The sequence below is a fragment of the Bacillus sp. FSL L8-0654 genome (assembly GCF_038629965.1).
Lineage (GTDB): Bacteria > Bacillota > Bacilli > Bacillales > Bacillaceae > Bacillus > Bacillus safensis.
Genome location: NZ_CP152026.1, coordinates 3470115 through 3496611 on the forward strand (window position 1 = coordinate 3470115; position 26497 = coordinate 3496611).

Sequence of the window (26497 nt, forward strand, 5' to 3'; positions counted from 1 at the left end):
CACCCTTTTCGGGTGCCCAGAATGTAGAGAAACTCATGTTTTTCTACATTCTTTTTTATTTTCCACGTCATGATGTTAGGTGAGAATGGGTCTTTTGGTGCTTTTAAGATCTTGTGCAGCTTTCAAGAAAAGGACACGGAGCACATGCTTTCGGATCTGATTTGTAGAACCGATAACCTTTCCGGGAAAATAAAGCTGTCGAGATTTTCTCGACAGCCTGACAGACCCTAAAGGTCTGTTTGATTCATCAAGTAGATAATCTAGAATCACGTGTTCCAAAACGAATATCCGGATTTACACTAGAACGGGTTCCATTCCTCACAGCAAAATCGTTATCATGTTGAGATAAAGTTATAAGAGGGAAATCTTGAGTAGTAACGCTACTGCCTGTAGCATTTCTTACTGTCAGATCAGTTGATTCTGGAGAAGTAGCATTTCTTGAATTCACATCAAAATCGACAGATGATAATGAGATCACACCTAGCAATGCTGAAGCACTCAAAAAACCAGTAAGAACCGTTTTAAAATTCATATGAACAGTCGCCCCTTTGGATTTGTTTTCGGGCGTACATCACTTTTTCGTACATTTTTACAGATTCATCCATACGCCCATTCTCATTATAGTACCGAGCCGCTTCGAGCGCTAGGTCTTCTATGTATGGATAACCCCTCTCGTTCTCTAATTTTTCCAACGAGCTCAAGACCTCACTTAGGTTTGCTGTTTTTAAAAATAAATTTTCCAATACCATCAGCAACGATAAAAACAGATCATTTTTTCTATTCTTCGCTTCTTCCAAGCCTCTTTTGAAAAATCTTTCTCCCTCAATAAATTCCTTTTGACTCAAATGAAATAAAGATAATTCATAATAAACCAAAAGCAACTCTGTAGCATGAATAGGCTCTCCTTCAAGAATAACCTGATTAAAATAAGCTAGTGCCCTATTAAAATCACCTAATCCTTTATAACAACAACCAATATTAAATAATGACTTCACAATCATTGGCTTATTAGAAATTGCCTTAGATCTTTCTAAAGCTGACAATAAATGAGGAAGCGCCTTTTCTCTGCATTCAAAATCAATGAAATTACCTGCCATAACAGTTAGACAATTAATTTCTCGAATCATATAAAGTGAATTGCTCTTATGTGCCTTATAGGTATCATAAGAAAGACCAACGTAATACATAGACACGTGTGTCTGTTTCATGTGATAAAACACTTCTGATAATTTGTAGTAAAATTCCGCTCTTTCTAACTCATCCCCTACTTGCTCCAGGCGCTTTTCCGCGCGCTTATAGAACACAATAGCTCTAATAAACTCACCATTTTTGAATTCATACATTCCTTGAAAAAAATTAAAATAGTATTCAAGAATGGCTGACATCTTCTTTCCTTGTCCTTCTACAGCTTTCAAGTAATCAGATTTTTCAAGTGGTTCTTTAGAAGGCTGCACATAGTCTGTCATCAATTGGTGACGGAACTCCATCAGCTGAAAATAAAGAACCGCCTGTTCATCTTCTTCCATGACATCTATATCTTTTCTAATCTCTTCCCTTAGCATCTGGGCCTCTTTAACATTGAATCTTTTTATATGCTTATACCATTCATTTATCTTGATCGCTACAACTGGAGACGGTATAGACGCCATCTACAATCCCCCCTAGAAAACCAATTTTTAATAAATGTTAGCACAATAATTCCTAATAAAATCCTATTTTTACATTAATATGTAAAATTTTCGGCATGACGCAAACACTTTGTAAGCAAGTAGGACACAAGACATATCAATCTTTAGATGCTATCGCAGCAGTTAACGCATTTAAATCCCATATAAGCGTTCTTGAATCATCACACTATGGAAATACCCGAGCATAAATAAAGGTGCTTAGAAACGAATATGAACGCTCTTGGTGGTTTGAAATAGGCGCTATGTTTTTTAAGAAACAAAAAAACAGGCTCTTTAGCCTGTTCTTTATTATCCAGTGATGACCATATTGATGAATGGGACACTCAGTAAAAAGAAAACAACGGCAAAAACAACTTTTTAACCCATCTCTTTTTTATCATATAAACAGCAAAATAAGAAGCATCAATTAACATCATCAATACTGGTATTACAGTCATCATAAATTCTCCTCCCAAATAAAAGAACCTATATTGCGGTCACCGCAACCCAAAAAGAAACTTTCCATCAAATTACCAATTATCAAGAAATAAATGGTAGCATGAAAATATATCAAAGAAAGTGAGTGATTCTTATAAGTCCATGACTCCTATGCCTCATTATGCAACCATTTTTTTGACTCTCTTATGATTCCCCAAAATAGGAATCTGTATAGAATTACAATCAAGAAAAAAGTATAAACAAACTCAAAGGGAGAGAATGGTTCATAATCAATTATGTATGCATTAATAAACACTATTATCAAAGAAAACAATTCCATCAAAGAATCTATAAATCTGTTTTCTTTGAACACGTCCCTTGTCTTTTTGAAATTAAAGATGTCTTTAATTTCCCCGCTGGAAAGTCCTTTGATCAAACCTAGACCTATAAAATACACCCCAAAAGAAAACTCATAGGACAAATTAAAAATGTGTGTGATTACACAATAAATCAAAGTGAATAAGAATAAATACATTTTATTACTCTCCTTAACCTCTAAGTATTCCACCCCAATAGAAGGAAATATCATGTATGCGTTACCCCAAAAAACAAATAGGAGTGGTACGTATGTTTAAAAAATTTCTAGTAATGTTATGTGTGCTTACTATTACATTTGGTTTCTCTTCTCCAATGATTAGTCATGCCAGTCAAGGTAATAATAAGACCCCTCCAGTCAGTGTAGATAAAAAACAATTGGAATTAGCAGAGAAACTATCTAATTACTTCGAATTAGATAAGGATGGAAATACTCATTTTACAGCTGATAAAGAAACCCTTATGGAAATGGGAATTTCAGAACACGACAGTCAACTAATGACTTCTATGAAATCAGAAGAATTTAGCTTTGAAGAGAATGAGAAAAAAGGTGACATGCAGGCTTATGGTTTTGTAGGTCTACACCTCAAATTAGGACCGAAAGTTAGAAGCATGAACGCCATAGTAGCAGGTGGATTTGCAGCCGGATATATCGGTTGGTACACAAGCAAAATTGCTGCTGCTGGACCATGGGGTGCCGGAGCCGCCGCGGCTATTACTGCTGGAACTTCTGGTGCGGTTGCATGGGCAGTTAAAAACAAATATAAGAAAGTTGATGTAGGCGTAAATATTATGTTTGTCGACTTAGCATATACTGTAAAAATACCTTAAAAATTACTGTTAAGCAACAATAAATAAAAAAAGCAGGCTCCAGTAAGAGCCTGCTTACTTTTAATATAAGACTTCAACACAAAATTTTTGAAATTCCTGAAAATATTTTGGTTCTGCATTAATAGTGGTAAGCGTATAGAAAGTGTTGCAGCGTGCAGACGATCGGTAAGCCCTCTCATTCTTCTCCTCGTAAAACAACCCTTTTTACATAAAAAAAGAAGCCATTTACGGCTTCTTGTGTTGAATTTCACTTTTCCATTATTTTATATCCGAAATCTATAAGGCACAGTTGAAAACCTCTCTGGAATGAATTTTTATCATCTTTATCTAACATACCATCCTTGTATGTTTCAATTAAGCTTTCAGCACGCGACTGTTCCATCGGCGTGTACCGGCACTAATTTATATTCCATAATACGATTTTCTCCTTGATCCTCGACTTCAAAACACCCTTTTTATAAAGCTATTTAATTGTTCAACAAGTATTGTGCCAACGTCTTTCGAGACATATACCTCTAAATTTTCTCCAGGTGTCAGGTCGTTCATTTTTAATTGTTTCACACTGATCTAAAACAGTATCATATATTTTTTCTACTCGATCTTTGCTTCAAGTCTTCAACTCACGCATAATAAATTCAAACTCAATTTCAGTTATAGAAAAATCCTCATAGCAGCAGTTATAACACCCCTTTTGACATGGAGGAATATTACCTGTTGATTTTTGATAATCTTCTATTTTTCGTTCGTACTTTCTGTATGTCTGGATAAGCCGAGCAGCTCTTGATTCAGGATGAATGTCACTATGACACTTTTTATATTTCTTCCCGCTACCACAGAAACACGGGTCATTTCTTGAGATTGTCTTAACCATTGCCTTCCCCCTACAACAACAGGATCAACCCATTAATTACCTAAACAATTTTATCATATATTACCAAAAAAATGCCGTCTTGCATCTACAAGACGGTCAGTCACCTTTCTAGATTTCACTCTTCCAAAGATGCTATTTCGTCTAATAGAATTTTTGCCCCTTCTCGACTTAACACAATACCTCAAGATAAAGTCATGTTTTGATCAGGCTCAGCACCCTTTTCGGGTTCCTTTTTTATGATATACTGTCATAAACAGCCAGATCGTCTCATATGCATTGGAGTACCTTGTCCCTAATTCGTACAAAGGAGGAAACAATGGCAGACAAAAAAGTTCATTATAAGAAGGTTGCCGCTTCAGAGGATTTTCGAAAACTTCTTGAGGAAAAACGCAGATTTATCGTACCGATGACGATTTTCTTTTTTCTCTTTTACTTTTCACTTCCGGTTGCTACATCCTACTTCACCTTTTTGAACACGCCGGCAATTGGCGCGATCTCATGGGCTTGGTTATTCGCCCTCACACAATTTGTTATGACCTGGGTTTTATGTGGACTTTATGCGAAAAAAGCAGCTAAGTTCGACAATTATGTAAGCGCTTTAAAAAATGAATCAAGAGGTGATGACGAATGAGCATGACCGCTTTTATTTTGTTCGTTGCGATCGTAGGGCTCACATTGGTCATCACATATTTTGCTGCGAAAAAAACTAGCAATGCGAGTGATTTTTACACAGCAGGCGGAGGTCTGACTGGGTTTCAAAACGGCCTTGCCATTGCTGGAGACTATATGTCTGCTGCATCATTTTTAGGGATTGCTGGCATGATCGCGTTAAACGGATTTGACGGCTTTTTCTATAGCATTGGTTTTCTAGTAGCGTACCTTGTCGTTCTTTACGTTGTGGCTGAACCGCTTCGAAATCTGGGGAAATATACGATGGCCGATATGATCGCTGCACGGTTTAAGCGCCCTGCCATTCGAGGGGTTGCCGCCTTTAATACCATTACAGTCTCTACTTTTTATATGATTGCACAGCTTGTTGGGGCAGGTGCATTAATCAAACTGCTTCTTGGCATTGATTACTGGATTGCGGTACTGATCGTGGGTGTCCTGATGACCATTTATGTCGTGTTTGGCGGCATGATTGCGACCAGCTGGGTACAGATCACAAAGGCTGTGCTTCTCATGCTTGGGACGTTAATTATTTCTCTGCTTGTGTTTGCAAAGTTTGATTTTAGTCTGCTGAAGATGTTTGAACAGATGAAAACAGCGACCCCGCTCGGTGGGGCATTTCTTCACCCGGGAAATAAATATGATGTGCCTTTAGAGACACTATCTTTGAACCTTGCTTTAGTGCTTGGGACAGCAGGTTTGCCGCACATTTTGATCCGATTTTATACGGTCAAAGATGCCATTTCTGCGCGTAAATCTGTTCTATCCGCTACTTGGATCATCGGGATTTTTTATTTAATGACGGTTTTCCTTGGCTTCGGCGCGGCTGCATTTGTGGGAACAGAAGCGATCACAGCAGCAGATGCAGCAGGAAATATGGCCGCTCCACTGCTCGCCCAAGCTCTTGGAGGAGATTTGTTATTTGCCTTTGTTTCCGCTATTGCCTTTGCGACTATTTTGGCGGTGGTAACGGGTCTCGTCCTATCCGCCGCGTCTGCCTTTGCGCATGATTTTTATAGTCAGATTATCCGCAAAGGAAAAGCGAGTGAACGGGAGCAGGTGAAGGCGGCACGTTTTGCTTCCATCGGCGTGGCGATCCTCTCTATCATTCTTGCATTATTTGCCCAGTCCTTAAACGTCGCTTTTCTTGTGTCTCTTGCCTTCGCAGTGGCAGCAAGTGCGAATTTACCTTTGATTATCTTCACTGTTTTTTGGAAACGATTTAACTCTACGGGTGCCATCGCAGGAAGCTTAACAGGTCTTCTGAGCGCACTGATTATCGTCTCGCTCAGTCCAAGCGTCTGGGACCCATCGGGAGCAGCCATCTTCACAGGAGATCCGCTCATCCCGCTGTCGAACCCTGGGATTATCTCGATTCCACTCGGATTTCTTGCCGCTTACTTAGGCACGATATTCTCGTCTGAAAAGGCAGATGAAGACACCTTTACGGAAATTCAAGTAAAGGCACATACAGGCATGCATATGGATACTGATTCATAAGGAAAAGCCGGCTGCTCAACCGGCTTTTTTTTAATAGCGCTGGAATAACTCTGGGTTTTTCGGAACGTTTTCTAAATAAACGATCTTCCCTTGGTCGTCCAGCTCTGCGATATCAATTCCTTCTGCTGTATAGACACGGCCATCCGAAAGCTTTCCGCAAACGGCCCAGTTTGTTTCATACTTTCCATCTTCTCTTTTATTCCACCCATCCCACATATGCTTAATGTCATCATGTACGTGGAAAAATGTATTCAAAAATTGTGTGAACGCTTGGATCCCAGGCTTTTTGGCGCCATTTAAGACAATCATGACATCGTCAGAAAACAATGCCAGCAATTCATCCATCTGCTCCTGCCCTTTTCCTGCTTCATCGTATCGACGAAAATACGTATCGAGCACTTCCATGTTCATTCTCCTTTATTTACCTGTCATTTCGAAAATAATCGAACTATATGATTGTACACAATTGTATAGCTCCTGTCTAATTTACCCGGCATAAGAAAAGACATGAATTGATTTAATCCATGTCTCCTTCAGATTAAAGAGATGCTTTTTTTGCTGCAACAAGTGATTTCAGCTCTTCTGCTGCTTTTTTAGGATCGGCGCTCTGGCTAATAGCACTAATGATGCTTATACCGTCTGCCCCAGCTTGTATCACTGGTGCTGCGTTGTCGTATGTGATCCCTCCGATACCTACAATCGGAATTTGAAGGCCATGACGGCGGACTTCAGTGATCAAAGACACACCCTGGACACTGCGTGTATCCTTTTTCGTTTCCGTTGGATAGACTGGGCCCATCCCGACATAATCTGCTCCGTCCTTCATGGCTTGTTTTACTTCATCTAGGTTATGCGTCGATACGCCTAATATTTTATTCCCGATCCTTTCTCTGACGCCTTTTGCATTTGTGTCTTCCTGTCCAACATGAACGCCATCTGCATCTAGATCAATCGCTAGCTGTACATCATCATTCACAATAAAAGGAACATTTGCTTCTTGGCAAAGCGCTTGAATTTGACGAGCCAATTGTTTCTTCTCTTCACCCTGCAAGGCTTTTTCACCCTTTTCACGAAATTGAAACATGGTGATTCCGCCTTGAATGGCCTCTTTCACAACATCAAGCGGCTGCCTCGTTGTATTCGCTGTGCCCAAAATAAAATAAACCGATAATTGCTGTTTGATTTGCTGTTGATCAGCCTTTGTCATGTGAAACTCCCCCTATTTTCCCTAGTGTCAGCACATCATCGCCGGTTGTGTGTGATAGTGCGTTTAAGAATTCCATTTGAAAAGTTCCCGGTCCTTTATCCATTGCGTGCAGAGCTGCCCTTTCAGCGGCGACACCATAAAACATCAATGCAGCTGCCGACGCATGAAGCGGCTGTTCACCCGCTGCACAAAATGCTCCGATGACAGACGTCAGCAAACAGCCAGTTCCCGTCACCTTCGTGAGCCATTCATGTCCATTATGAATAGACAGCACCTCATCTCCATCTGACACCACATCGACTTTTCCTGTGATTACCACTATTGTCTGAAGTGCAATAGACGCTTGTTTGGCTAATGCCGATACATCTCCATTCGCCGCTTTCGCATCAACGCCTTTTGACTCCCAGCCATCCACTCCAAGTAAATGAGCCACTTCAGCAGCATTTCCTCTGACAACGGTGATTTTCACTTTCTCTAACAGCTGTTGAGCAGCATTCGTTCGAAGCGTTGTCGCACCGACGCCGACAGGATCTAACAAAACAGGTACACCTTTTTCATTGGCGGCTTGTCCAGCGAGTATCATCGCTTCCACCGTTTCCTTAGTCAATGTGCCAATATTCAGCACTAGTGCATCCGCTAATTGCGCCATTTCAGCCACTTCTTCTTTGGCGTTTGCCATGACTGGCGAAGCACCTAAAGCAAGCAGTCCATTCGCTGTAAAATTCGTCACAACTTGATTGGTGATATTATGAACGAGTGGATTTTTTTCTCGAACCTTCTCCAATAAATGAGACGCGCAGCTTATTTTCATCCGTATCGTCCTCCCTTTTACTCTGCATCCCACACGTAGGATTTCGTATGCTTTAACCATTCTCTTGCCGCAAACGACAAATAGCGGTCCTTTCGCCAAATGACACCTAAATGCCACGGGATCGACGGGTTTAGGGAAATGACCTTTACCTTTTCGGGATCAAGATCACGGCAGATTCGTTCTGGCAGAAGTCCAATCCCTAAGTTTTCAGCTACCATTTCACTAATGAAATCCCACTGAGACGTTTCATAAATGACATTTGGCCGAAATCCCGCATTCATACATTCATTCAAAATCCGGCTGTGCAGAACAAAATCTTCTCTAAAGAAAATAAAAGACTCTTCCCTTAAATCAGCTAAATGTACTTCCTCACGACCAGCCATCGGATGGGATGGATGCGTCACGAGCTTCATGTTCTCTTTAATAATGGTGTACGTATGAAAAATTTTATCATTTGCAGGCAGAACAATGACACCAATATCTAACGACCCATCCTCGACCCCTTCCTCTACTTTAATGGAGCCGTGCTCAACTAATTGAAATGTGACATCTGGATATTGCTGGCGGAATTCCCCCATGACATTCGGGAAGAAACTTGACCCAATCATCGGCGGCAGTCCGATTCGAATATGCCCTTTTTTCACATTCATTAAATCATTTAATTCGCTCGTTAAATTCTGAAATGACTGTGTAATTTCACTCGCCTGTGTATACATGGTTTGGCCAGCATCTGTCATTTCAACCTGCCGGCCATTTCGGTAAAACAACTGCACCCCCAGCTCATCCTCCAGGTTTTTGACCATCTTAGAAATGGTCGGCTGCGATACGTAAAGAGACTGCGATGCTTTCGTGAAGCTCTTTAATCTTGCCACTTCTAAGAAATATGTTAAATGTCTGATGTCCACATGCTTCATCCTTCCTATAGACAAAAGGAATAATTACTATTCGATATATGTATTTTACCTATAACTGAACGTGCTGTACACTTTAAAGTAAGCTCATCAATTGGAACGTTGTCATGTTTTTGTGAAACACTGAACAATTTATATAGAAAAAGGAGTGAACAGAAAGTGAAATTGCTCAAAACGCCGCTGATTGCTGCCCTTCAGATTATGGTCTTGTTTATTTTTGCGAAATTCATGAATGTGCTGGCGGCCTTTTTGCATTTAAGAATTCCGGGCACGATCTTAGGCATTCTTGTCATTTTCTTATTACTTCATTTTAAGATCATTCAATTAAAATGGATAGAACTTGGCGCCGTATGGCTGCTCGGAGAACTGCTGCTTTTCTTTATTCCATCAGCAGTTGGTGTCATTGATTATGGAAAACTGCTTTCTCAATCTGGCACAAGTATTGTCCTTGTCGTCTTAATTAGTACGTTTGTGGTCATGCTCTCAACTGGTATCATGACGCAAATGATTGCAAAACGAAAGGAGCGGAAAAAACTATGTTAGTTGGCGGACTATTTCTGATTTTAACAGTTCTTTTATATCTCGGATCAAAAGCGGTGTACAAACGGCATCCGAAGGTCTATGTCTCACCGTTACTTGTCACTCCGCTTGTCCTTGTCGTCTTGCTGTTAATCGTCAACATTCCTTACGATGCTTACAATCAAGGAGGGAAATGGCTCACGAATATGCTGCAGCCTGCGACTGTTGCTTTTGCCATTCCTTTATATAAGTATTTTCATATCCTGAAGAAGCATGCAGTGGAAATTATTTTGAATGTGGCTTGCGGCTCTGTCATTGCGATCTTATCAACGGCTTTTATCGCCAAGTTGTTTCATCTGGACACAGGCCTTATTGAGAGCCTTGTCCCAAGATCGGTTACAACACCTGTAGCGATGAGTGTGTCAGAGATGATCGGCGGCATGCCGTCCGTTACGGCCGTGTTTGTCATTTTAACCGCATTGTTTGGATCGATTATCGGTCCAATGGTGATCCGTTACTTCCGCATCGATAATGACATTGCCATGGGCGTCCTGCTTGGAACGGGTGCACACGGGGCAGGAACATCGAAGGCTTTTGAAATGAGCTCCGTCTCAGGAACGATCTCAAGTGTATCGATGATTATTTCAGCCATTATTACATTATGTGCAGCGCCTATCCTTATGTCGTTTGCCTTATAAAAAAAGCCATTTCCCTTATTGGAAAATGGCTTTTTCTTATGCTTGTATGAAGACAACCTTTAAATAGTTCCCTTCAGGATAATTCTTCGTTGTACGGAAATCCTCAGGAAGGGTATATTCTTCAAGTATCCGATAGGTTTGCCCTGCTTCTTTAAAAGCCTGCGCAATAAACCCTTTAAATTTCTTCATGCCAAATGCACTGCTATTCGTTGATGCCACAATGACGCCGTTCTCAGCTGTAATTTGGATGGCTTCTTTTAATAGCTTCTTATAATCCTTCGCCGCACTGAATGTGTGCTTTTTCGTTCGTGCAAAGGAAGGCGGGTCTAAGATGACGAGTTCATAGGTCCAGCCTTTTTTCGCTGCAAACGGAAAATATTTAAAAACATCCATGACTTTGATATCCTGCCCGTCCACATCAATACCATTGACTTCAAACTGCTCAGATGTTTTTTTCAAGCTGCGGTTTGCAACATCCACACTTGTCGTACGGCTCGCTCCGCCAAGCGCAGCTGCCACTGAGAAAGCACCTGTGTAAGAAAATGTATTGAGCACAGTCTTTCCTTTTGCATAACGATCTCGGATCGCTTTTCTCACATGACGCTGATCAAGGAAGATACCCGTCATCGCGCCATCATTTAAGTAAACCGCCACGTTCATGCCGTTTTCTTTCACGATGAGAGGAAATTCACCTTTCTCTCCCTTCACAAAATCATCATCTTCTATATACTGTCCAGATGTATCAAATCGTTTCTTTTCATAAATGCCTTTATAGTCTGGATATACGTGCTCAAGCGCAGCCAATACATCTTCCTTTAATGTATAGACTCCTTCGCTATACCATTGGATGAGGTAGAATCCGTCATAATAATCAATCGTGACGCCGCCAATTCCATCACCCTCTCCGTTCAACACACGGAAAGCAGTCGTCTGTGCATCACGAAATAAATGCGTTCTGCTTTTCGCTGCCTGCTCAAGCCTAGAGACAAAAAAAGCTTGATCTATTTTTTCGTTCGCATCAAAGGTTAGGACCCAGCCGATACCTTTATTTTGTACACCATAATACCCTTTTCCTAAAAAAGTGCCCCGCTCATCCACCCATTCAATGAGCTCGCCTTCCCGTACACCGTTCACATGCGATACTGCATCTTTGGAAATGAGCGGATATCCCTTTTTCACTTGTTCCGCAAATGTTTGTTTTAATGAGATTTTTTTCATTTGTGTCATCCTTATCCTAAATTGACTCTCTCTATCCTACCATATGAATGTATACGTTACTTCTATTATGATAAGATGAGGAGAAAATTATCAACATGACATAGAGGAGGCACTTCGTTTGACGACATTACGCTTAGATCATACAGGTATTATGGTTTCGAATATTGATCAGTCGATTGATTTTTATGAAAAAGTGGTGGGCATGAAATTAAAGGACCGCATCACTCATACAAATGGAGTGATTGAGCTTGCCTTTCTCGGTTTTAAAGATGAAACCGAAACGGAAATTGAGCTCATCCAAGGCTACAGCAGTGACCTGCCATCTGAAGGGAAGGTCCATCATCTCGCTTTCACAACAGACAACATTCATGCTGAATTCAATCGTATTCAAAAGCTGCAAATTGAATTAATTGATGAAGAAATTACGACATTACCAAATGGATATTGCTACTTCTTTTTCAGAGGACCAGACCAAGAATGGATCGAATTCTTCCAGCGCTAATATTTCCTAGGAAATGGGGCCGCTAAATCTCTCCCATTTATTCATAAAGAAAAGAGTAAGAGCATATACATGCCCTTACTCTTTTTTATAACACCTTACTAAGAAATGATTTTGTACGCTCATGCTGCGGGTTCCCAAAGAGAGCTTCCGGTTTGTCTTCCTCGACAATATATCCGCCATCCATAAAGATGACACGGTCTCCTACCTCTCTTGCAAAGCCCATTTCATGTGTGACCACAATCATTGTCATACCTTCGACAGCTAATTGTTTCATTACAGCTAATACATCCCCTACGACCTCAGGATCAAGAGCTGATGTCGGCTCATCGAATAATAGTACTTTCGGATCCATTGCCAACGCTCTTGCAATGGCTACACGCTGTTTTTGTCCACCAGATAATTGGTTAGGATAGCTTTGAGCTTTGTCTTTTAAGCCGACTTTTTCAAGCAAGTCTAACGCTTTTTCGACTGCCGCCTTCTTCTCGATGCCTTTTACTTTTATCGGTGCAATTGTAATATTTTCTAAAACGGTTTTATGAGGGAATAAATTAAAGTGCTGAAACACCATGCCTACTTCTTGTCGTACTTTATTGATATTCACCTTTGGGTCTGTAATCGTGTGCCCGTGGACAACGACTTCTCCAGCCGTGATATCTTCTAATTTATTGAGGCATCTTAGAAACGTGCTTTTCCCTGATCCAGAAGGACCTATGACACACACGACTTCCTTTTCCTCGATGACTGCATTAATATCCTTTAACACTTCGTGATCGCCAAAGGATTTCTTTAAGTTTTTCACCGTAATCATACTCATTTGATATCAAATCTCCTTTCTGCGTAGCTAGCCAGTAGAGAAAGTAAATAAATGATCACGAAATAAATGACACCGACAATCAGCCAGACATTCAAAGGATCAAATGTAGCCGATGCTTGAACTTGCCCTCGCTGCATAATATCGGCAATTCCGATAATAGATAAGAGAGATGTATCCTTCAAGCTGATGATGGCCTGGTTTGTAATCGCTGGGAGCATGCGGCGGAATGCCTGCGGTAGGACGATAAAGCGCATGTTTTGCCCCCCTGTAAAGCCTAAAGAGCGCGCAGCTTCTGTTTGTCCTTTATCAATAGACTGAATTCCTGCACGAATAATTTCTGAGAAATAAGCCCCTGCATTAATCGCTACTGTAATAATCCCTGCGGGCACTCGATCAAGCGAAATGAATTCAAGTGTATTCAAACCAAAATAAATGAAGAATAGCTGTACGATAAATGGTGTGCCTCGAATGGCATTCACAAAGACGAGTGCGATGAAATTTAAGATTTTAAATGGTGACAGACGGAATAATGCCACAATTAAACCGATGATAAACCCTAAAATGATGGCAACAACAAAGATATATAAAGTGGTTTGCAAACCATCCATTAAATACGGAAATGCATTAATAATTGTATCCATGTTTCTCCCTCCCTAATTCACATACGGCTGACACATAAAGAAAGCGCGCTCGGAGCGCGCCTCGCTTGTGTTATGACTTCAAATATTTATCAATAATTTTGTCATATTCACCGTTTTTCTTTAGGTTCTCAAGGCCTTTATTGATCTTCTTCAATAGGTCTTGGTTTTTCCCCTTCATGACAGAGATACCATACTGGTCTCCATTCAAGCGGTCTCCAACTGTTTTCAATTTTAAATCTTGTTGTGCGATCGCATACGTAATGACAGGATAATCCTCAATTAAGGCATCTGCATTTCCGTTTGATACTTCCTGGAACATAGATGGGCTGTCATTAAATTGAACGACTTCATACCCATATTTATCAGCGTTATCAGCTGCGAACTTGGCACCAGTCGTTCCGTTTTTAACAGCTAGCTTTTTCCCCTTTAAATCATTAATAGATTTGATGCTGCTGTCCTTTTTCACAACAACTGTCAGTCCAGCGTCGAAGTAAGGATCTGAGAAATCTACTTTCTTCTTACGCTCATCTGTAATACTCATCCCGCCCATTCCAACATCAAGCTGTCCTGCCTGCATCGCTGGAATGATACCTGAGAAGTCCATGGCTTCAAGCTTCACTTTGAAACCTTGGTCTTTCGCGATTGCATTAATTAAATCAACGTCTATCCCTTCATAATTACCGCCCTTTTCAAATTCAAATGGCGGATAAGTTGTATCTATCCCGATTTTATATGTGCCTTTGCCTTCTCCCGAACCACTGTCCGATTTTGATCCACAGGCTGCCATGACAAGCACAACAATTAGTCCCATGATCAATAACATCGATTTCTTCATAAAACACGACCCCCATTGTCAGTTTTGTCTAAATATTCGCAATAACAATAATACTATACCACGCTAAAGCTATAGTGTGTGATATTTTTTATCAATACCAAAGATCCATACAATTCTAGATCAATAGTCTCTTTAAATTTTACTTTTTTGCGAATAACTCATTTTATTCTAAAAGAAGAGTCATCCACAATTATGATGTGAGATAATCTCACAAAAAAACGAGGCAGCGCCTTGATAAATGATGTTTCTTCCTTGCATACGAAAGCAAACTCAACAACTTGCTTCCTCTCTATATTGATATTGTAATATATTTTTCCCAAAACCCTCTTTTTACCTAAAAAAATGTAAGCGTATACAAAAGAGCGATGTCTCTCTATTTCTTTCACTATTGGTTGAATTTACATCAAAAAACATGTTTTACAAACTGTACGAGAGAGCTTAAAATATAAGAAGATACTGGAATATGGGAAGTTGATTCAGAAGAACGGATATTGATAGATGAAGAAAGGAGGATAAGAATTGGCAGAAGCAGGTGTTTTGTCGTCCGTTGATGTAGCGAATATGCTCAATGATTGGTATGTCATGATGAAAAAAAGAGAGATACAAGGTGCCATTCAGTTAAAAGAAGACATTCTTCAAGCGTTTGATCGAATGGAAGAAAATCAAGACGTCTTACTTTACTATCAACTGCTAGAGTACCGTTTTAAAGATCTAATAGAAGATACAGCTTCATTAGATCATAGTCTTTTTGTTGATGAAAATGCCATCCGTACGGATGATATGCTCAGCTATTATTTCTATTTCTTTAAAGGGATGTATGAAATGCGCAGAGGCAATCAGGATACGGCATTTCACCATTTAAAATTGGCCGAGGATAAATTAGATCTCGTGCACGATGACATTGAAAAAGCCGAATTTCATTATAAAACTGGGTGTCTTTACTATAATATTAGGTCCACGCTTCTCTCCATCCACCACTTAAAGATGGCTTCATCTATTTACGACGCAGATCCATGTTATGTGAAAAAATCAATCAGCTGTCAAATGATGCTTGCTTTGAATTATGCGGATCAGTCGAAATATGATGAGGCAGAATCGCTGTTCGAAGAAGTGATTCATTCACTAGAACAGATGGAAGATCCAGATTTACTTGGACATGCCTATTGCAATGCAGCCTTTATTAAAAGTCTAAGAAATGAATACAGTGAAGCTGTGCCGCTCCTAGAAAAGGCTTTAATGATAGAATCATTCGAAACTTCTTCTCCAGGCGGCTATTTACTTGCCATGTACGCCTATACAAAAGCACTTTTTAAGCTGAAAAAGCCAGGTTTGTTCCACTATTATGTACAGCTTTCACTTCAAAAAGCAGAAAATTTAAAACAACGAAACATTTCACTTAAATTATCCATTTTAGAAACACTTATGATTCAGCCAGACAACATGATTGAGCAAATCAAGGCTTATTGCGATCAATTAGAAACAATGAATTTCCTTGTTGACCTTGAAGCTGTTTGTCAGGATGCAGCAGCTTACTTAACAGATCTTGGGCTTCATGAAGAATCCTCTTATTTTAAAAACAAGGCGTTGTCCTTGAAAACTTGTTAAGAAAATGGAGTGATGTATGATGAAGAAATGGCTCATCACAAGTGCGATTTTAACCCTCTTGATAACAGGTGTTTCTGTTGGTACTTCCATTCAAAAAGACAGCCAATCTGCACAATCTCAAGATATTATTCAAAAGAGAGACCGTGGAACCAATCCATAATATGAAAAAAAGCAGCTGTGATCAAAACAGCTGCTTTTTGATGTGCTAATCAATTTCTCGTTTAATATTCTGCATTTTTTCATCTAAGTAATGGGCAATATCTGCGGCTTCCTTCAGTTCATCAGTCAGCTGATGAGGAACATCGTTTTGCAGTTTATAATAGATTTTATGCTCTAGACTCGCCCAAAAATCCATCGCAATGGTCCGCACCTGAATCTCAACCTTCACATGCTCCACACGATTTGTTAAGTAGACAGGTATCTCAACAATTAAATGAAGGCTTCTGTAGCCATTTGGTTTTGGATGTTGAATGTAGTCCTTCACTTCAAGGATCTTTAAATCCTCTCTTTGCCTCAATACATCCATAATGTTATAGATATCTTGAATAAAAGAACAGATGATGCGGACACCTGCGATATCATGGATATGCTCCTTGGCACATTGTGTCGTGATGTCGCATCCTTTTCTTGCTAGTTTATTCACTATGCTTTCAAAGGATTTAATTCGTGATTTTGTATGCTCTATTGGGTTGTGTCCATGGATTAAATTATACTCCTGGCTGATAATTGAAAACTTTGTATCCATTTCATCTAACGCAAATTTATATACTAATAGTTCATTTTTCCAGTCTTCCATGACATTTTTCAAATCTTCTACATGAGTTGCTGACATATTCATTTTCTTTTTGTCATCTCCTTTTGGGAAACGGCAGCTGCACCGCTTTCCGTTTACTAGACGGAGAGAGGACTCGAATGGTTTTAAAAAATACGCAGTTAGCCTCGTTGTTTGTAATATGTCAGCGCCAGTGCAAGGGCCAGCACAGAGCCTTTCACAATATCCATTGCATAATAAGGGACAGACATCATCACAAGCCCATTTTGTAAAATACCGATGAGTACAGCCCCGATAAAAGTGCCAAATGCGTTTGGCTTACCTGCTCCCATGACGGAAAAGCCGATAAAAGCAGCCGCTACTCCATCCATTAAATATGGTGCACCCGCATTAATTTCTGCTGTCATGACCCTTGATGCCAGCACGATACCGCCGATCGCTGCAAATAACGCAGAAAGCAGATAGGCCGCAATTTTGTATTTGTTCACATGTATGCCAGACAAACGAGCCGCTTCCTTATTCCCACCGATGATGTACATGAATCGGCCGTGCTTTGTGTAGGTCATGAAAACATGCGCAAAGAGTACAATGGCAGCCATAATAAGAATGATATATGGCACCTGTCCAATTTTGCTGAAAAAGGCAGGAATCGTTCCCGTTGAGAACGTGCCATCGGGCAGCACCATATTTTCAGAAATGGTCGCCCCTTTCGTATACGTTTGAGCCAGCCCTTGAATGATAAACATCATGGCTAATGTCATGAGCATATCTGGAATTTTCATTTTGACGATCATCCATGCATTTAGCAAACCAACAATGATAGAAGCCGCTAGTGCAGAGAGGATTGCAATCAGTGGGTTTTGCGAGAACCATACGAACATAGAAATGACAATCGCATTTGATAGCGTAGCGACTGATCCAACTGATAAATCAAAGCCGTTTACTGCCAATGAGATGGTTAAGCCCACCGCAATGATGGTCACAATTGAGATAGACCGTAGAATATTGATGATATTTCCTGATTGCAAAAACGCTGGATTCGCTGCCGCAAATATTACAATCAACACAACAATGGTTAAGATTGTGCCATATCGATAAAAGAAATCAAACAGATGAAAGGATGGCCGCTGTTTTTTGATTTGCTGCACAGGGGCCGGAATTTGTTGTTCGCTCATGATTGTCCTCCTGTTGAATGATATAAAAGCTCCTCTTCAGTGGTCGGTGCGGTCATTTCCCGGGCAATGCTGCCATCATATAGCACGTATACTCGGTCAGCGATACCTGCAATCTCTGACAGCTCACTCGACGCATAAATGACAGATTTTCCGCGGGCGGCAAGCTCTGCAATCAAAGTGAAAATATCTTTTTTCGCTCCAACGTCTACACCTTTGGTTGGTTCGTCAAAGAGATACACATCTGCCTCAGCCAGCAGCCATTTTCCGATAGCAACCTTCTGCTGATTTCCACCAGATAGGTGCTTCACCTTTGCTTCAAGAGACGGCGTTTTGACACCAAGCCGTTTGACGATGTCGCCTGCTTCCCGCTTTTCCTTCGAACGATTTAAGAAGCTGAATATTCGTGAAAATGAGTGAAGACTTGCAGCCGTTAAGTTCCACCCCACGCTCTCTTCGGTCAGAATCCCTTCTTTTCTCCGCTCTTCCGGCACAAGAGCCATTCCCGCTCTCACCGCTTGATGAGGCGATGTGATGCGAATGGTTTGACCATGAAGCTGCACGGTCCCCGTCTTTTTTTCTGAGGCACCGAAAAGGGCTTTGCACAATTCTGTTTTTCCAGCACCGACAAGTCCTGCGATCCCGAGAATTTCTCCTTTTTTGACATAAAAGTGAATGTTGTTTAATTTATGTTGATCGTTTAGCTCTTTCACTTCAAGCACAATAGGTGCATCTTTCAGTGGCCTGCGAGACGGGAATTGCTCCTCTAATGGTGCGCCTAGCATTTCTTCAATGACCTGCTGCGGATTTGTGTCTTTGACAAGGTGAGCTGCGACATCCGTTCCATTTCGCATCACAGTCAGTTCATCACAGATGGTGAAAATTTCAGGCATGCGGTGAGAAATAAACACGATCCCCGTCCCATTCTGTTTCAACCGATCAATCATTGAGAATAATTTGCTTGTTTCTGCATGACTAAGCGGAGCCGTTGGTTCATCTAAGATTAAAATGCTGCATTTAATGGAAACAGCCTTGGCAATGAGCACCATCTGTTTTTCAGCAAGGGTCAGATCGCTGACAAGTCGTTTTGTGGAAATGTCGATGTCCATTTCTTTTAATAGCTGAGCCGCCTTGCGATGCAGCTCTTTCCAGCTGACAAATGTTTTTTTCTCAATCTCATGCATCATCATATTCTCACCAACACTTAAGTAGGGAACAAGCGCCGTATCCACTTCTTGGTGGACCGTCTGCACACCATATGAGGATGCATCCTTTGGGGTTTGAATGGATGCCGCCTGGCCATTGATGTGGATGGTCCCGTCGAAGTGGGAATGAGCGCCAGAAAGAACCTTCATTAACGTTGACTTCCCAGCACCATTTGCTCCAATCAGTGCATGGACCGTCCCTTTTTTTAATGTAAAATTCACTTGATCTAACGCTTTGACCCCTGGAAATTCAATTGAAATATTCTTCATACGAACAAGCGGCGCTGTCATAGGTGTCCTCCTTATCTTGATATCATCTGAAAAACGAAACACCCTCTATGGATAGAGAGTGCACGTCGCTTATTTTGTATAATGCTTCTTCAGCGTCTTCATCCAATCTTCCTCAAAAGCAGTCGATGAACCGAATCCCTTCACTTCGTCTGCAAGATTGACCATGTTAATGGCTTTTCCTGCTTGTTGAAGCTGCTTTTGCGAGATGAGAGAGGCCTCAAGGTCATAGGAAGATGGTGTTTTTTCACCAGCTATTTTCTTCGCAAGAATCCTCACGTCGACTGCGCCGATGAGCTTCGGATCAACCGCCGCTGTGTACTTCCACGGGCTGTCCTTCGCTGTCATTTCTTGAAGATCCGCATTTGACACATCAATTCCGTAAATCTTCACTTCTGTTCTTCCTGCTTCCTTTAACGCTCTTGCTGCCCCAATGGCAAAGGCATCCCATGTGGCAAAAATAGCGTCCAGCTTGCCCTTTGGATACTTATTCAGCATGGCTGCTACTGCATTTTGCGTTTGAACAGACGTATCAGAGGAGGCAATACCAAAGCGGTCAAGCTCCTTGATCCCTGAATGTTGTTTAAGCGTTTCTTGGTAGACTTTATTTCGTCTCACCATTGGCGGGAATCCATCTACCCAGAGGTACGCAATATTTGCTTTTCCTTTAAAATCAGACACGAGCGCATCTAATGATTTTTTTGCTAATTGTTCGTCATCTTGAGATGTCACTGTGACCCCTTTGATGTCCTTCAGCTTAGGATTCGAATCAAATGCTACAACCGGAATGCCTTTCGCAGTGATCTTTTTCACATCAGCGACTGTCGCATCGTCGTCCCCGTGTGAGATGATAAAGCCATCATAATTTTCTTCAAGCGCCTGAGAGATGGCATCATGGAACTTCGCTGTATCTCCATTTGCTGTGTAGACATCTACCTTAAAGCCGAGTGCCTCACCTTCTGCCTTGGTCCCCGCTAAAAATTGAGCTGTATGATCGTCTCCTCCAATTTTGCGGATGACTTTAATTTTTGCCCCCTGTCCCTTTGCAAATCGCTTCGGTACATTGTCAAAGGAAACCTTTTCGTTCGTATTTGCCTTTGAGCCTGCACTTGATCCGGTGCCGCAGCCTGTTAATAGGACGGTTAATGCCGTTAATAAGACAAGAAATGATGTAAAATGCTTACGCTTCATTGCTGTTCCTCCTCAAGTTGTTTTAATTTTTCACATCGGAAAACTAGGTAAAAAAGTGGGAATACGCCTGTAAAACATACATTTGATTCAAAAAAGAGACGAAAAAAAGCCTCTCTTGGAAAGAGAGGCTTGATCACCGTTGCATGAAACATGTATCGGGAAGTCTTCCTCTCTTATCTGTCAAAGCTGTAACAGCTTTGCAGGAATTAGCACCAATTTCTAAAAAAGAAACGGTTGCTGGGCGTCATAGGGCCAGTCCCTCTGCCTCTCTTGATAAGAGATCCGTTATGAAATTTGTTTTCGTTGAAATGTCTTCTTTACTTTAATGTGATGTCACATCAATGTCAATGACTTTTTTGAAAATTTCTAAAATATCATCAGCTTCCGATGATTTTCTTCGCAGGTGATGATTTCTTCAGACGGAAATCATATTTTTTCTCATTCACAAATTGTGGGTTGAGATGTGCTGATCCTTTATCTTGACCGCTTTTAGAGAGATACGTTTTGTAGCCTTCCATCCATTTCCCGCGCCAAATCCACTGTGATGCTTTCGCACCTTTGCGGTCATCATAAACGTTCTTCTGGAAGGTATTCTTTTGGTTCACTTGATAAAGATTCACGACCAAGTAATGCGAGACACTAGCTGACATGATATTATTCGTGATTCGATTGTCCACTGCTTGATACTGCATTAGCAATTGACCGCCCTCTAAGCCGGCTGTGTCATTTTTGTACAAAATATTATGTGAAATCGTCGTATTGGTTGTACCGCCCCGCTTCTTATCATAGCCGCCAATAGAAATGCCTGTATAACGGTTTAAATATACTTGATTGTGTTCGATGCGGATGCCGTCTGCCATTTTCCCTTTATGTTCGCTTGTGACTTCAATCCCCAGATCATTGTGATGTGAGATGTTATGATCGATCACAATGTCTTTTCCGCCATCAACATAAATTCCGCCAGCGGAGATGTCGCTGCCATAGGCTGGGTTCCCTGCACTCGTAATTTCATATACTTTGTTTCTAGAGACGACCCCATTTCTCACTTGATCATACTTTTTGGAGGGTGCTACGTTCTCAAAACCAATTAAATCAATGCCAATATTATCAGTGTGCCGGACCGTGTTATGTGTCACACGGAACTTTTTGACGTTTCCATTTAGCACAAGCGCTTCACTGAAGCCCAGCTTTAATTTTTCAACGGTATTTCCTTTGATTTCAATGTCTTCAATCGCTGCAGGAGCTTTTGTCCCATAGACAGCAATTCCATGTGCATTTCCATTTTTATGTTTCGTCTGAATGTCATACACTCGGTTATTAAGCAGTTTGACGCCTTTACCGCTTCCTTTGATGAAAATACCAACTGGTGTCAAATCTTCTTGATTCGTCTTAAGATGTCCTACAGTCAGTCCTTTGAGGGTGATGTAGCTTTTTTGATCGATCGTGACAAGTCCTCCATCGGCTTGATTTCCTTTAAGGGAAGCCCCGCTAATTACAGGCTTTTCTTTTCCGTAAGCTTGAAAGACAACGGGTGCTTTCTTTGTTCCTGAATGGCGGACAACCAATTTTTCTTTGTATGTACCGTCTCTCATGTAAATGGTTGCCCCAGCCTTCGCCATACTTGCTGCTTTTTTCAACGTGCGGAAAGGTTTTTGCTTTGTGCCCGGGTTTTTGTCGCTTCCGTTTACCGCTACGTAATAGGCTGTGCTTTGCTTAGCGCCAGCCTCATCTGTCATCGCCTGACAGCCAAAGCTGATCACGGTCATGAATAAAATGAGTAAAATGCCTGGTATCGCTCGTTTCATCTTGTTGTTGCTCCTTTCTCTTCTCTTCTTCCTTTATCGGTTAAAAAAAAGAGGATTAAAATATGACGATGTCCCTTGCAATGTACTAGTCAAAAGGTGTATGGTTGAAAGAATATCTTACAGGAAAACCACTCGTTTTTAAATTGTCAGATTAATCAGTTAATAATGCATTTGGATTTTATTTCTTTTTTAAAAAGGGGTGATAGGAGTCATACTGACAGCAGAGAGAAGGAAAGCGCTTTAACAGATTTTTCTTGTCTGAATTCCAGAAAACCTATTGCTAATATTTTGTGAAGGTATAGAATAGAATCATAATTATTTCATATTATTAGAATTTTCAAATAACCAAACAGCAAGGAGATTTACAATGCCAAAACAACCCATCCGCGTTGAACTTAGTTCAACAAAAAAACCAAAACCTCAATCTGATCAACTTGAATTCGGAAAAATCTTCACTGATCACATGTTTGTGATGGATTATTCAGTTGATAAAGGCTGGTACGATCCAAGAATTATCCCTTATCAGGCCATTCCAATGGACCCAGCTTCGATGGTCTACCATTATGGTCAATCTGTTTTTGAAGGCTTGAAGGCTTATGTTTCTGAGGATCAAAAAATTCTCTTATTCCGTCCGGAAAAAAACATGGAGCGCTTAAACAGATCCAATGACCGCCTGTGTATTCCGCAAATTGATACAGAAACAGTATTAGAGGGCTTAAATGAACTCATTCGTATTGATAAGGATTGGGTACCTGATGCAGAGGGCACTTCCTTGTATATTCGTCCATTCATTATTTCCACTGAGCCATATTTAGGCGTTGCACCGTCTAGCACATATAAGCTGCTCATTATCTTATCTCCAGTGGGATCATACTATAAAGAAGGCATTCATCCGGTCAAAATTGCAGTTGAAAATGAGTTTGTCCGTGCCGTTAAGGGTGGAACAGGAAATGCCAAAACAGCTGGAAACTATGCCTCAAGCCTTAAAGCACAGCAAGTTGCTGAAACGAAAGGATTTTCACAAGTTCTTTGGCTTGATGGGGTCGAGAAAAAGTACATTGAAGAAGTCGGCAGCATGAATATCTTCTTTAAAATCAACGGAGAAATCGTGACGCCTGAATTGAACGGCAGCATTTTAGAAGGCATCACACGTAACTCTGTACTTGAGCTGTTAAAGCATTGGGGAATTCCAGTAACAGAGCGCAAAATTTCAATTGATGAGTTAATTGAAGCACATCAATCTGGCGAGCTTGAAGAAATTTTCGGGACTGGAACGGCAGCTGTCATCTCTCCTGTCGGAGAATTAATTTATCATGATCAGCCATATGTGATCCAAAATGGTCAAACAGGCGAAGTATCGAAGAAATTGTACGAAGCCATTACTGGCATCCAAAAAGGGACACAGCCAGACATCTTCGGCTGGACAGTTGAAGTTGACTCAGTCGTCAAGCAAGCATAAGCATATAAAAGAACCTTTCAATCATGAAGGGTTCTTTTTTGTTTATTTACCTCTTCTTTATCCCTTATAATGGTAAATACACATGAATAAGGAGAGTGATGGTATGTTTTTTACTTATCTACTAGCGTTCTTTGGAATCTGCATCGGATCGATGATCGTCGCCACTGGTTTCGACGATTCACCGTTCCTCACTCGGTTTCTATTTAAGGCGCTTGGGATTTCTATCCTTGCTCTTTCCATTACTTTTGTGAAGGTCAGACGAAAGAAGTTACAGAAAAAAAGGCGAAATAGACTTAGTTGACCCGTCTGCTTCCCATCAAATCGTGCACCAAAACAAGACCGACACCCCAACAATCGCCCCTGTGTATATCCACTGTTTCCTTTTGATGCTCCGCTTTTTTTCGATCAGTAAAAAGATCTCTGGCAAAAAGATGATCATGATTTCTAGGATAAAGACAAGATAATAAACAAGCGGCATTGGCCGGAAATCAAATTTTCTTGCATCTCCTCCAATCGTTGCAAAATACATCAACAGATTGGTTACGGGAATGGTAAAACAAACGAGCAGGCGGAGAACATAGATCCACACATATTCCTTATGCCGAATGAGGCCAACAAATGAAGCAATAAGGCCATACAAAAACAAGATCACTGTACCATAACTCATGACAGGCTGTACGACAAACCCGTAAAACATTAAACCAATTGCAACCATATTCCAACAGTCCTTTCTTTGAAGCCATACATGCTGTTTTTTCTAATCATACACTTCTTTCTCCAGTTTCCATATGGGGCAATCAAAAAAATGACCCCATTAAAGGGGCCATTATGTGTTAAGCATTGATTGATTTGAAGAATTGCGGTAAATGCTCACGATGCGCTTCGAGCATTTCGTCTAAAATTTGCTTTGCAATGTCGTCAGATGGGACGAGCGGGTTGATGGTCATCGCCACAAGAGCCGTCTCGTAATCTCCAGTCACAGCCGCTTCTGCTGCCACACGCTCGAATGATTTGATTTGTTGAACGAGTCCTCTTACAGCTACAGGCAGATCACCTGTCGCGATTGGTTTTGGTCCGTCCTTCGTAATGATACAGTTTACTTCAACCGCTGATTCAGCCGGAATGCTGGCAATCGCCCCTCTGTTCACTGTATTGACTGGTTGAATGTCGTGCTTATCATTATAGATAGAGCTGATTAAGTTACAGGCCGCATCGCTGTAATAGGCCCCGCCTCTTTTTTCGAGCTGCGGTGGTTTAATCGACAAATCAGGATCTTTATAAAGCTCAAATAATTCCTGCTCGACCTGCTGCACAACCTCTGCTCGTGTTCCTTTCTCTTGAGCCGCCTTTTGCTCTTCTTCCAGCATATCTTTCGTTTTATAGTAATAGCGGTGATACGGACATGGGATGACCCCTAATCCTTTCACAAAAGAAGGCTCCCAGTTTTTCGCTTCAATGTTTTTCATGGACCACTGGCTGTTTGGATTTCCTAGTTCATCAAGCACTTGATCCATAATGCTGACCCCGTCTAAATATACGTCTAATCCATAGACCATGTGATTGAGACCGGCAAACTGTACCTCGATGCGTTCAACGTCCACATCAAGCGCTTTGGCAATCCCCATTTTGATCCCAATCGGCACATTGCATAGACCGACCACTTTTTTTAGATTCGTGTAGCGTAAAACAGCTTCTGTGACCATGCCCGCTGGATTTGTAAAGTTCACAAGCCATGCGTCTGGGCAAAGCTCTTCCATATCCTTCACAATGTCTAGAATGACTGGGATGGTCCGAAGGCCTTTAAATAAACCGCCTGGTCCGTTCGTTTCCTGACCGATGACGCCGTATTTAAGCGGTATTCTCTCATCCTTTGCCCGTGCTTCCAGCAGTCCTACACGAAATTGTGTCGTCACAAAATCTGCGTCCTTCAAGGCCTCCCGGCGGTCAAGAGTCAGGTGTACCTCAATCGGCAGACCTGCTTTTTCAACCATACGTTTCGCCAGAGCGCCTACGATGTTTAACTTTTCCTGACCCGCTTCAATATCCACAAGCCATAATTCTTTTACAGGCAATTCTTGATATCGTTTAATAAACCCTTCGACGAGCTCAGGCGTATAGCTCGATCCACCGCCTATTGTGACAATTTTGATTCCTTCTTTCATGAATTGACACCTCCGAGTTGCTTCATTTTTTCATGGAGCTCGATGATTTCTGCTGCGAGCTCCTTGACGGTCATTGCGTTCATGAGATGATCCTGCGCATGAATCATTAAGAGACTAATTTCCGTCTTTTCGCCCCTGATTTCTCCTTGGATCAGCTCTGTCTGTGCGTGATGCGCCTCATTTAACGCGTCTTGTGCGTCCTGCAATTTTTGCTTCGCCTCATCAAAGTTTCCTTGTTTTGCACATGTAATGGCCTCCATCGCGGAGCTTCTGCCATTTCCGCCGTGCAGGATGAGTTGAAACACAATTTGTTCCATTTCCATCGGCCGCA

The 26497-nt window shown here is 41.2% G+C and carries 28 protein-coding genes and 1 riboswitch; of the genes, 9 read left to right on the plus strand and 19 right to left on the minus strand.

The window, feature by feature from the left end; all coding sequences use genetic code 11:
- Positions 1 to 247 precede the first annotated feature (247 nt).
- Together MHH65_RS17950 and MHH65_RS17955 are read right to left on the minus strand one after the other, a co-directional pair.
- Entirely contained in the window at positions 248 to 532 is a 285-nt protein-coding gene (locus tag MHH65_RS17950) for a hypothetical protein (protein WP_041115399.1), read from the minus strand.
- Positions 522 to 1649 (minus strand): Rap family tetratricopeptide repeat protein, encoded by a 1128-nt coding sequence (locus MHH65_RS17955; RefSeq protein ID WP_034281312.1) that lies wholly within the window; start codon positions 1647 to 1649, stop codon positions 522 to 524. The genes MHH65_RS17950 and MHH65_RS17955 overlap by 11 nt, the downstream gene beginning before the upstream one ends.
- A 1083-nt stretch (positions 1650 to 2732) precedes the next feature.
- Here MHH65_RS17955 and MHH65_RS17960 point away from each other — a divergent pair.
- Positions 2733 to 3311, plus strand: a complete 579-nt coding sequence (locus MHH65_RS17960) for a hypothetical protein (RefSeq protein ID WP_141545653.1) — start codon at positions 2733 to 2735, stop codon at positions 3309 to 3311.
- 607 nt (positions 3312 to 3918) lie between these two features.
- Here MHH65_RS17960 and MHH65_RS17965 read toward each other — a convergent pair.
- Positions 3919 to 4182, minus strand: a complete 264-nt coding sequence (locus MHH65_RS17965) for an SEC-C metal-binding domain-containing protein (RefSeq protein ID WP_051627325.1) — start codon at positions 4180 to 4182, stop codon at positions 3919 to 3921.
- A gap of 316 nt (positions 4183 to 4498) precedes the next feature.
- On the opposite strand from MHH65_RS17965, the gene MHH65_RS17970 reads away from it, so the two are divergent.
- A complete protein-coding gene (locus MHH65_RS17970) occupies positions 4499 to 4813 on the plus strand; it encodes a DUF485 domain-containing protein (protein ID WP_034281315.1) in 315 nt (104 codons plus the stop codon).
- Positions 4810 to 6351, plus strand: a complete 1542-nt coding sequence (locus MHH65_RS17975; RefSeq protein ID WP_041115397.1) for a cation acetate symporter — start codon at positions 4810 to 4812, stop codon at positions 6349 to 6351. Before MHH65_RS17970 ends, MHH65_RS17975 begins: the two co-directional genes overlap by 4 nt.
- A gap of 30 nt (positions 6352 to 6381) precedes the next feature.
- On the opposite strand, the gene MHH65_RS17980 is transcribed toward MHH65_RS17975, so the two are convergent.
- From MHH65_RS17980 to MHH65_RS17995, 4 genes are all read right to left on the minus strand, one after another.
- Positions 6382 to 6756 (minus strand): nuclear transport factor 2 family protein, encoded by a 375-nt coding sequence (locus tag MHH65_RS17980; RefSeq protein ID WP_098677116.1) that lies wholly within the window; start codon positions 6754 to 6756, stop codon positions 6382 to 6384.
- Between the two features lie 133 nt (positions 6757 to 6889).
- Positions 6890 to 7558 (minus strand): thiamine phosphate synthase, encoded by a 669-nt coding sequence (gene thiE, locus MHH65_RS17985; protein ID WP_098677115.1) that lies wholly within the window; start codon positions 7556 to 7558, stop codon positions 6890 to 6892.
- On the minus strand, positions 7545 to 8369 hold the full coding sequence (thiM, locus tag MHH65_RS17990; protein ID WP_098677114.1) for a hydroxyethylthiazole kinase: 825 nt from the start codon (positions 8367 to 8369) through the stop codon (positions 7545 to 7547). Before thiM ends, thiE begins: the two co-directional genes overlap by 14 nt.
- A 17-nt stretch (positions 8370 to 8386) precedes the next feature.
- Positions 8387 to 9274: a LysR family transcriptional regulator gene (locus MHH65_RS17995; RefSeq protein WP_039182411.1), complete on the minus strand. Its 888-nt coding sequence runs from the start codon at positions 9272 to 9274 to the stop codon at positions 8387 to 8389.
- Between the two features lie 165 nt (positions 9275 to 9439).
- On the opposite strand from MHH65_RS17995, the gene MHH65_RS18000 reads away from it, so the two are divergent.
- Together MHH65_RS18000 and MHH65_RS18005 are read left to right on the plus strand one after the other, a co-directional pair.
- Entirely contained in the window at positions 9440 to 9823 is a 384-nt protein-coding gene (locus MHH65_RS18000) for a CidA/LrgA family holin-like protein (RefSeq protein ID WP_080701177.1), read from the plus strand.
- On the plus strand, positions 9817 to 10497 hold the full coding sequence (locus tag MHH65_RS18005; RefSeq protein ID WP_024423852.1) for a CidB/LrgB family autolysis modulator: 681 nt from the start codon (positions 9817 to 9819) through the stop codon (positions 10495 to 10497). Before MHH65_RS18000 ends, MHH65_RS18005 begins: the two co-directional genes overlap by 7 nt.
- Positions 10498 to 10533: 36 nt before the next feature.
- Here the strand turns inward: MHH65_RS18005 and MHH65_RS18010 are convergent, their stop codons facing one another.
- Positions 10534 to 11715 carry a class I SAM-dependent rRNA methyltransferase gene (locus MHH65_RS18010; RefSeq protein ID WP_098677113.1) on the minus strand — a complete coding sequence of 394 codons (1182 nt, stop codon included), beginning with the start codon at positions 11713 to 11715 and terminating at the stop codon, positions 10534 to 10536.
- A 118-nt stretch (positions 11716 to 11833) separates the two neighbouring features.
- Between MHH65_RS18010 and MHH65_RS18015 the strand changes: the two genes are divergently transcribed.
- Positions 11834 to 12217, plus strand: a complete 384-nt coding sequence (locus tag MHH65_RS18015) for a VOC family protein (protein ID WP_024423854.1) — start codon at positions 11834 to 11836, stop codon at positions 12215 to 12217.
- 85 nt (positions 12218 to 12302) lie between these two features.
- On the opposite strand, the gene MHH65_RS18020 is transcribed toward MHH65_RS18015, so the two are convergent.
- From MHH65_RS18020 to MHH65_RS18030, 3 genes are all read right to left on the minus strand, one after another.
- Complete coding sequence (locus tag MHH65_RS18020; RefSeq protein ID WP_034281322.1) at positions 12303 to 13031, minus strand: amino acid ABC transporter ATP-binding protein; 729 nt, start codon at positions 13029 to 13031, stop codon at positions 12303 to 12305.
- Positions 13028 to 13672: an amino acid ABC transporter permease gene (locus tag MHH65_RS18025; protein ID WP_024423856.1), complete on the minus strand. Its 645-nt coding sequence runs from the start codon at positions 13670 to 13672 to the stop codon at positions 13028 to 13030. Before MHH65_RS18025 ends, MHH65_RS18020 begins: the two co-directional genes overlap by 4 nt.
- A gap of 70 nt (positions 13673 to 13742) precedes the next feature.
- Entirely contained in the window at positions 13743 to 14507 is a 765-nt protein-coding gene (locus tag MHH65_RS18030) for a transporter substrate-binding domain-containing protein (RefSeq protein WP_098677112.1), read from the minus strand.
- A gap of 519 nt (positions 14508 to 15026) precedes the next feature.
- Here MHH65_RS18030 and MHH65_RS18035 point away from each other — a divergent pair.
- Both MHH65_RS18035 and MHH65_RS18040 read left to right on the plus strand, forming a co-directional pair.
- Entirely contained in the window at positions 15027 to 16112 is a 1086-nt protein-coding gene (locus MHH65_RS18035; protein ID WP_098677111.1) for a Rap family tetratricopeptide repeat protein, read from the plus strand.
- A gap of 19 nt (positions 16113 to 16131) precedes the next feature.
- The gene (locus MHH65_RS18040; protein ID WP_162860197.1) at positions 16132 to 16272 is read left to right on the plus strand and encodes a hypothetical protein; all 141 of its coding nucleotides are present in this window, start codon (positions 16132 to 16134) and stop codon (positions 16270 to 16272) included.
- A 45-nt stretch (positions 16273 to 16317) separates the two neighbouring features.
- Here the strand turns inward: MHH65_RS18040 and MHH65_RS18045 are convergent, their stop codons facing one another.
- The 5 genes from MHH65_RS18045 to MHH65_RS18065 all read right to left on the minus strand — a co-directional run bounded on the left by MHH65_RS18045 (position 16318) and on the right by MHH65_RS18065 (position 22545).
- Positions 16318 to 16950: a GTP pyrophosphokinase family protein gene (locus MHH65_RS18045; RefSeq protein WP_025093809.1), complete on the minus strand. Its 633-nt coding sequence runs from the start codon at positions 16948 to 16950 to the stop codon at positions 16318 to 16320.
- 95 nt (positions 16951 to 17045) lie between these two features.
- Complete coding sequence (locus tag MHH65_RS18050; RefSeq protein ID WP_098677110.1) at positions 17046 to 18059, minus strand: ABC transporter permease; 1014 nt, start codon at positions 18057 to 18059, stop codon at positions 17046 to 17048.
- Positions 18056 to 19552: a sugar ABC transporter ATP-binding protein gene (locus tag MHH65_RS18055; RefSeq protein ID WP_268413357.1), complete on the minus strand. Its 1497-nt coding sequence runs from the start codon at positions 19550 to 19552 to the stop codon at positions 18056 to 18058. Before MHH65_RS18055 ends, MHH65_RS18050 begins: the two co-directional genes overlap by 4 nt.
- A 69-nt stretch (positions 19553 to 19621) precedes the next feature.
- Positions 19622 to 20740, minus strand: coding sequence for a sugar ABC transporter substrate-binding protein (locus MHH65_RS18060; protein ID WP_098677108.1), 1119 nt, complete (start codon positions 20738 to 20740; stop codon positions 19622 to 19624).
- A gap of 170 nt (positions 20741 to 20910) precedes the next feature.
- Positions 20911 to 21020, minus strand: a riboswitch (SAM riboswitch).
- Positions 21021 to 21117: 97 nt separating this feature from the next.
- Positions 21118 to 22545 (minus strand): right-handed parallel beta-helix repeat-containing protein, encoded by a 1428-nt coding sequence (locus MHH65_RS18065; RefSeq protein ID WP_098677107.1) that lies wholly within the window; start codon positions 22543 to 22545, stop codon positions 21118 to 21120.
- A gap of 367 nt (positions 22546 to 22912) precedes the next feature.
- Between MHH65_RS18065 and MHH65_RS18070 the strand changes: the two genes are divergently transcribed.
- Positions 22913 to 24004, plus strand: a complete 1092-nt coding sequence (locus MHH65_RS18070) for a branched-chain amino acid aminotransferase (RefSeq protein WP_024426445.1) — start codon at positions 22913 to 22915, stop codon at positions 24002 to 24004.
- Positions 24005 to 24320: 316 nt separating this feature from the next.
- Here MHH65_RS18070 and MHH65_RS18075 read toward each other — a convergent pair whose 3' ends face one another.
- The 3 genes from MHH65_RS18075 to MHH65_RS18085 form a co-directional block, all read right to left on the minus strand.
- Entirely contained in the window at positions 24321 to 24719 is a 399-nt protein-coding gene (locus tag MHH65_RS18075) for a hypothetical protein (RefSeq protein ID WP_087977942.1), read from the minus strand.
- A 118-nt stretch (positions 24720 to 24837) separates the two neighbouring features.
- Complete coding sequence (locus MHH65_RS18080) at positions 24838 to 26166, minus strand: 6-phospho-beta-glucosidase (protein WP_251232381.1); 1329 nt, start codon at positions 26164 to 26166, stop codon at positions 24838 to 24840.
- Positions 26163 to 26489 (minus strand): PTS lactose/cellobiose transporter subunit IIA, encoded by a 327-nt coding sequence (locus MHH65_RS18085; RefSeq protein WP_025093804.1) that lies wholly within the window; start codon positions 26487 to 26489, stop codon positions 26163 to 26165. Before MHH65_RS18085 ends, MHH65_RS18080 begins: the two co-directional genes overlap by 4 nt.
- Between the last annotated feature and the right edge of the window lie 8 nt (positions 26490 to 26497).

What these genes read in the sequence shown, in the direction of transcription:
- MHH65_RS17950 (WP_041115399.1), bottom strand. Translation starts at nt 532, where the DNA reads ATGAATTTTAAAACGGTTCTTACTGGTTTTTTGAGTGCTTCAGCATTG.
- MHH65_RS17955 (WP_034281312.1), bottom strand. Translation starts at nt 1,649, where the DNA reads ATGGCGTCTATACCGTCTCCAGTTGTAGCGATCAAGATAAATGAATGG.
- MHH65_RS17960 (WP_141545653.1), top strand. Translation starts at nt 2,733, where the DNA reads ATGTTTAAAAAATTTCTAGTAATGTTATGTGTGCTTACTATTACATTT.
- MHH65_RS17965 (WP_051627325.1), bottom strand. Translation starts at nt 4,182, where the DNA reads ATGGTTAAGACAATCTCAAGAAATGACCCGTGTTTCTGTGGTAGCGGG.
- MHH65_RS17970 (WP_034281315.1), top strand. Translation starts at nt 4,499, where the DNA reads ATGGCAGACAAAAAAGTTCATTATAAGAAGGTTGCCGCTTCAGAGGAT.
- MHH65_RS17975 (WP_041115397.1), top strand. Translation starts at nt 4,810, where the DNA reads ATGAGCATGACCGCTTTTATTTTGTTCGTTGCGATCGTAGGGCTCACA.
- MHH65_RS17980 (WP_098677116.1), bottom strand. Translation starts at nt 6,756, where the DNA reads ATGGAAGTGCTCGATACGTATTTTCGTCGATACGATGAAGCAGGAAAA.
- thiE (WP_098677115.1), bottom strand. Translation starts at nt 7,558, where the DNA reads ATGACAAAGGCTGATCAACAGCAAATCAAACAGCAATTATCGGTTTAT.
- thiM (WP_098677114.1), bottom strand. Translation starts at nt 8,369, where the DNA reads ATGAAAATAAGCTGCGCGTCTCATTTATTGGAGAAGGTTCGAGAAAAA.
- MHH65_RS18005 (WP_024423852.1), top strand. Translation starts at nt 9,817, where the DNA reads ATGTTAGTTGGCGGACTATTTCTGATTTTAACAGTTCTTTTATATCTC.
- MHH65_RS18010 (WP_098677113.1), bottom strand. Translation starts at nt 11,715, where the DNA reads ATGAAAAAAATCTCATTAAAACAAACATTTGCGGAACAAGTGAAAAAG.
- MHH65_RS18020 (WP_034281322.1), bottom strand. Translation starts at nt 13,031, where the DNA reads ATGAGTATGATTACGGTGAAAAACTTAAAGAAATCCTTTGGCGATCAC.
- MHH65_RS18025 (WP_024423856.1), bottom strand. Translation starts at nt 13,672, where the DNA reads ATGGATACAATTATTAATGCATTTCCGTATTTAATGGATGGTTTGCAA.
- MHH65_RS18030 (WP_098677112.1), bottom strand. Translation starts at nt 14,507, where the DNA reads ATGAAGAAATCGATGTTATTGATCATGGGACTAATTGTTGTGCTTGTC.
- MHH65_RS18040 (WP_162860197.1), top strand. Translation starts at nt 16,132, where the DNA reads ATGAAGAAATGGCTCATCACAAGTGCGATTTTAACCCTCTTGATAACA.
- MHH65_RS18045 (WP_025093809.1), bottom strand. Translation starts at nt 16,950, where the DNA reads ATGAATATGTCAGCAACTCATGTAGAAGATTTGAAAAATGTCATGGAA.
- MHH65_RS18050 (WP_098677110.1), bottom strand. Translation starts at nt 18,059, where the DNA reads ATGAGCGAACAACAAATTCCGGCCCCTGTGCAGCAAATCAAAAAACAG.
- MHH65_RS18055 (WP_268413357.1), bottom strand. Translation starts at nt 19,552, where the DNA reads ATGACAGCGCCGCTTGTTCGTATGAAGAATATTTCAATTGAATTTCCA.
- MHH65_RS18060 (WP_098677108.1), bottom strand. Translation starts at nt 20,740, where the DNA reads ATGAAGCGTAAGCATTTTACATCATTTCTTGTCTTATTAACGGCATTA.
- MHH65_RS18065 (WP_098677107.1), bottom strand. Translation starts at nt 22,545, where the DNA reads ATGAAACGAGCGATACCAGGCATTTTACTCATTTTATTCATGACCGTG.
- MHH65_RS18070 (WP_024426445.1), top strand. Translation starts at nt 22,913, where the DNA reads ATGCCAAAACAACCCATCCGCGTTGAACTTAGTTCAACAAAAAAACCA.
- MHH65_RS18075 (WP_087977942.1), bottom strand. Translation starts at nt 24,719, where the DNA reads ATGGTTGCAATTGGTTTAATGTTTTACGGGTTTGTCGTACAGCCTGTC.
- MHH65_RS18080 (WP_251232381.1), bottom strand. Translation starts at nt 26,166, where the DNA reads ATGAAAGAAGGAATCAAAATTGTCACAATAGGCGGTGGATCGAGCTAT.
- MHH65_RS18085 (WP_025093804.1), bottom strand. Translation starts at nt 26,489, where the DNA reads ATGGAAATGGAACAAATTGTGTTTCAACTCATCCTGCACGGCGGAAAT.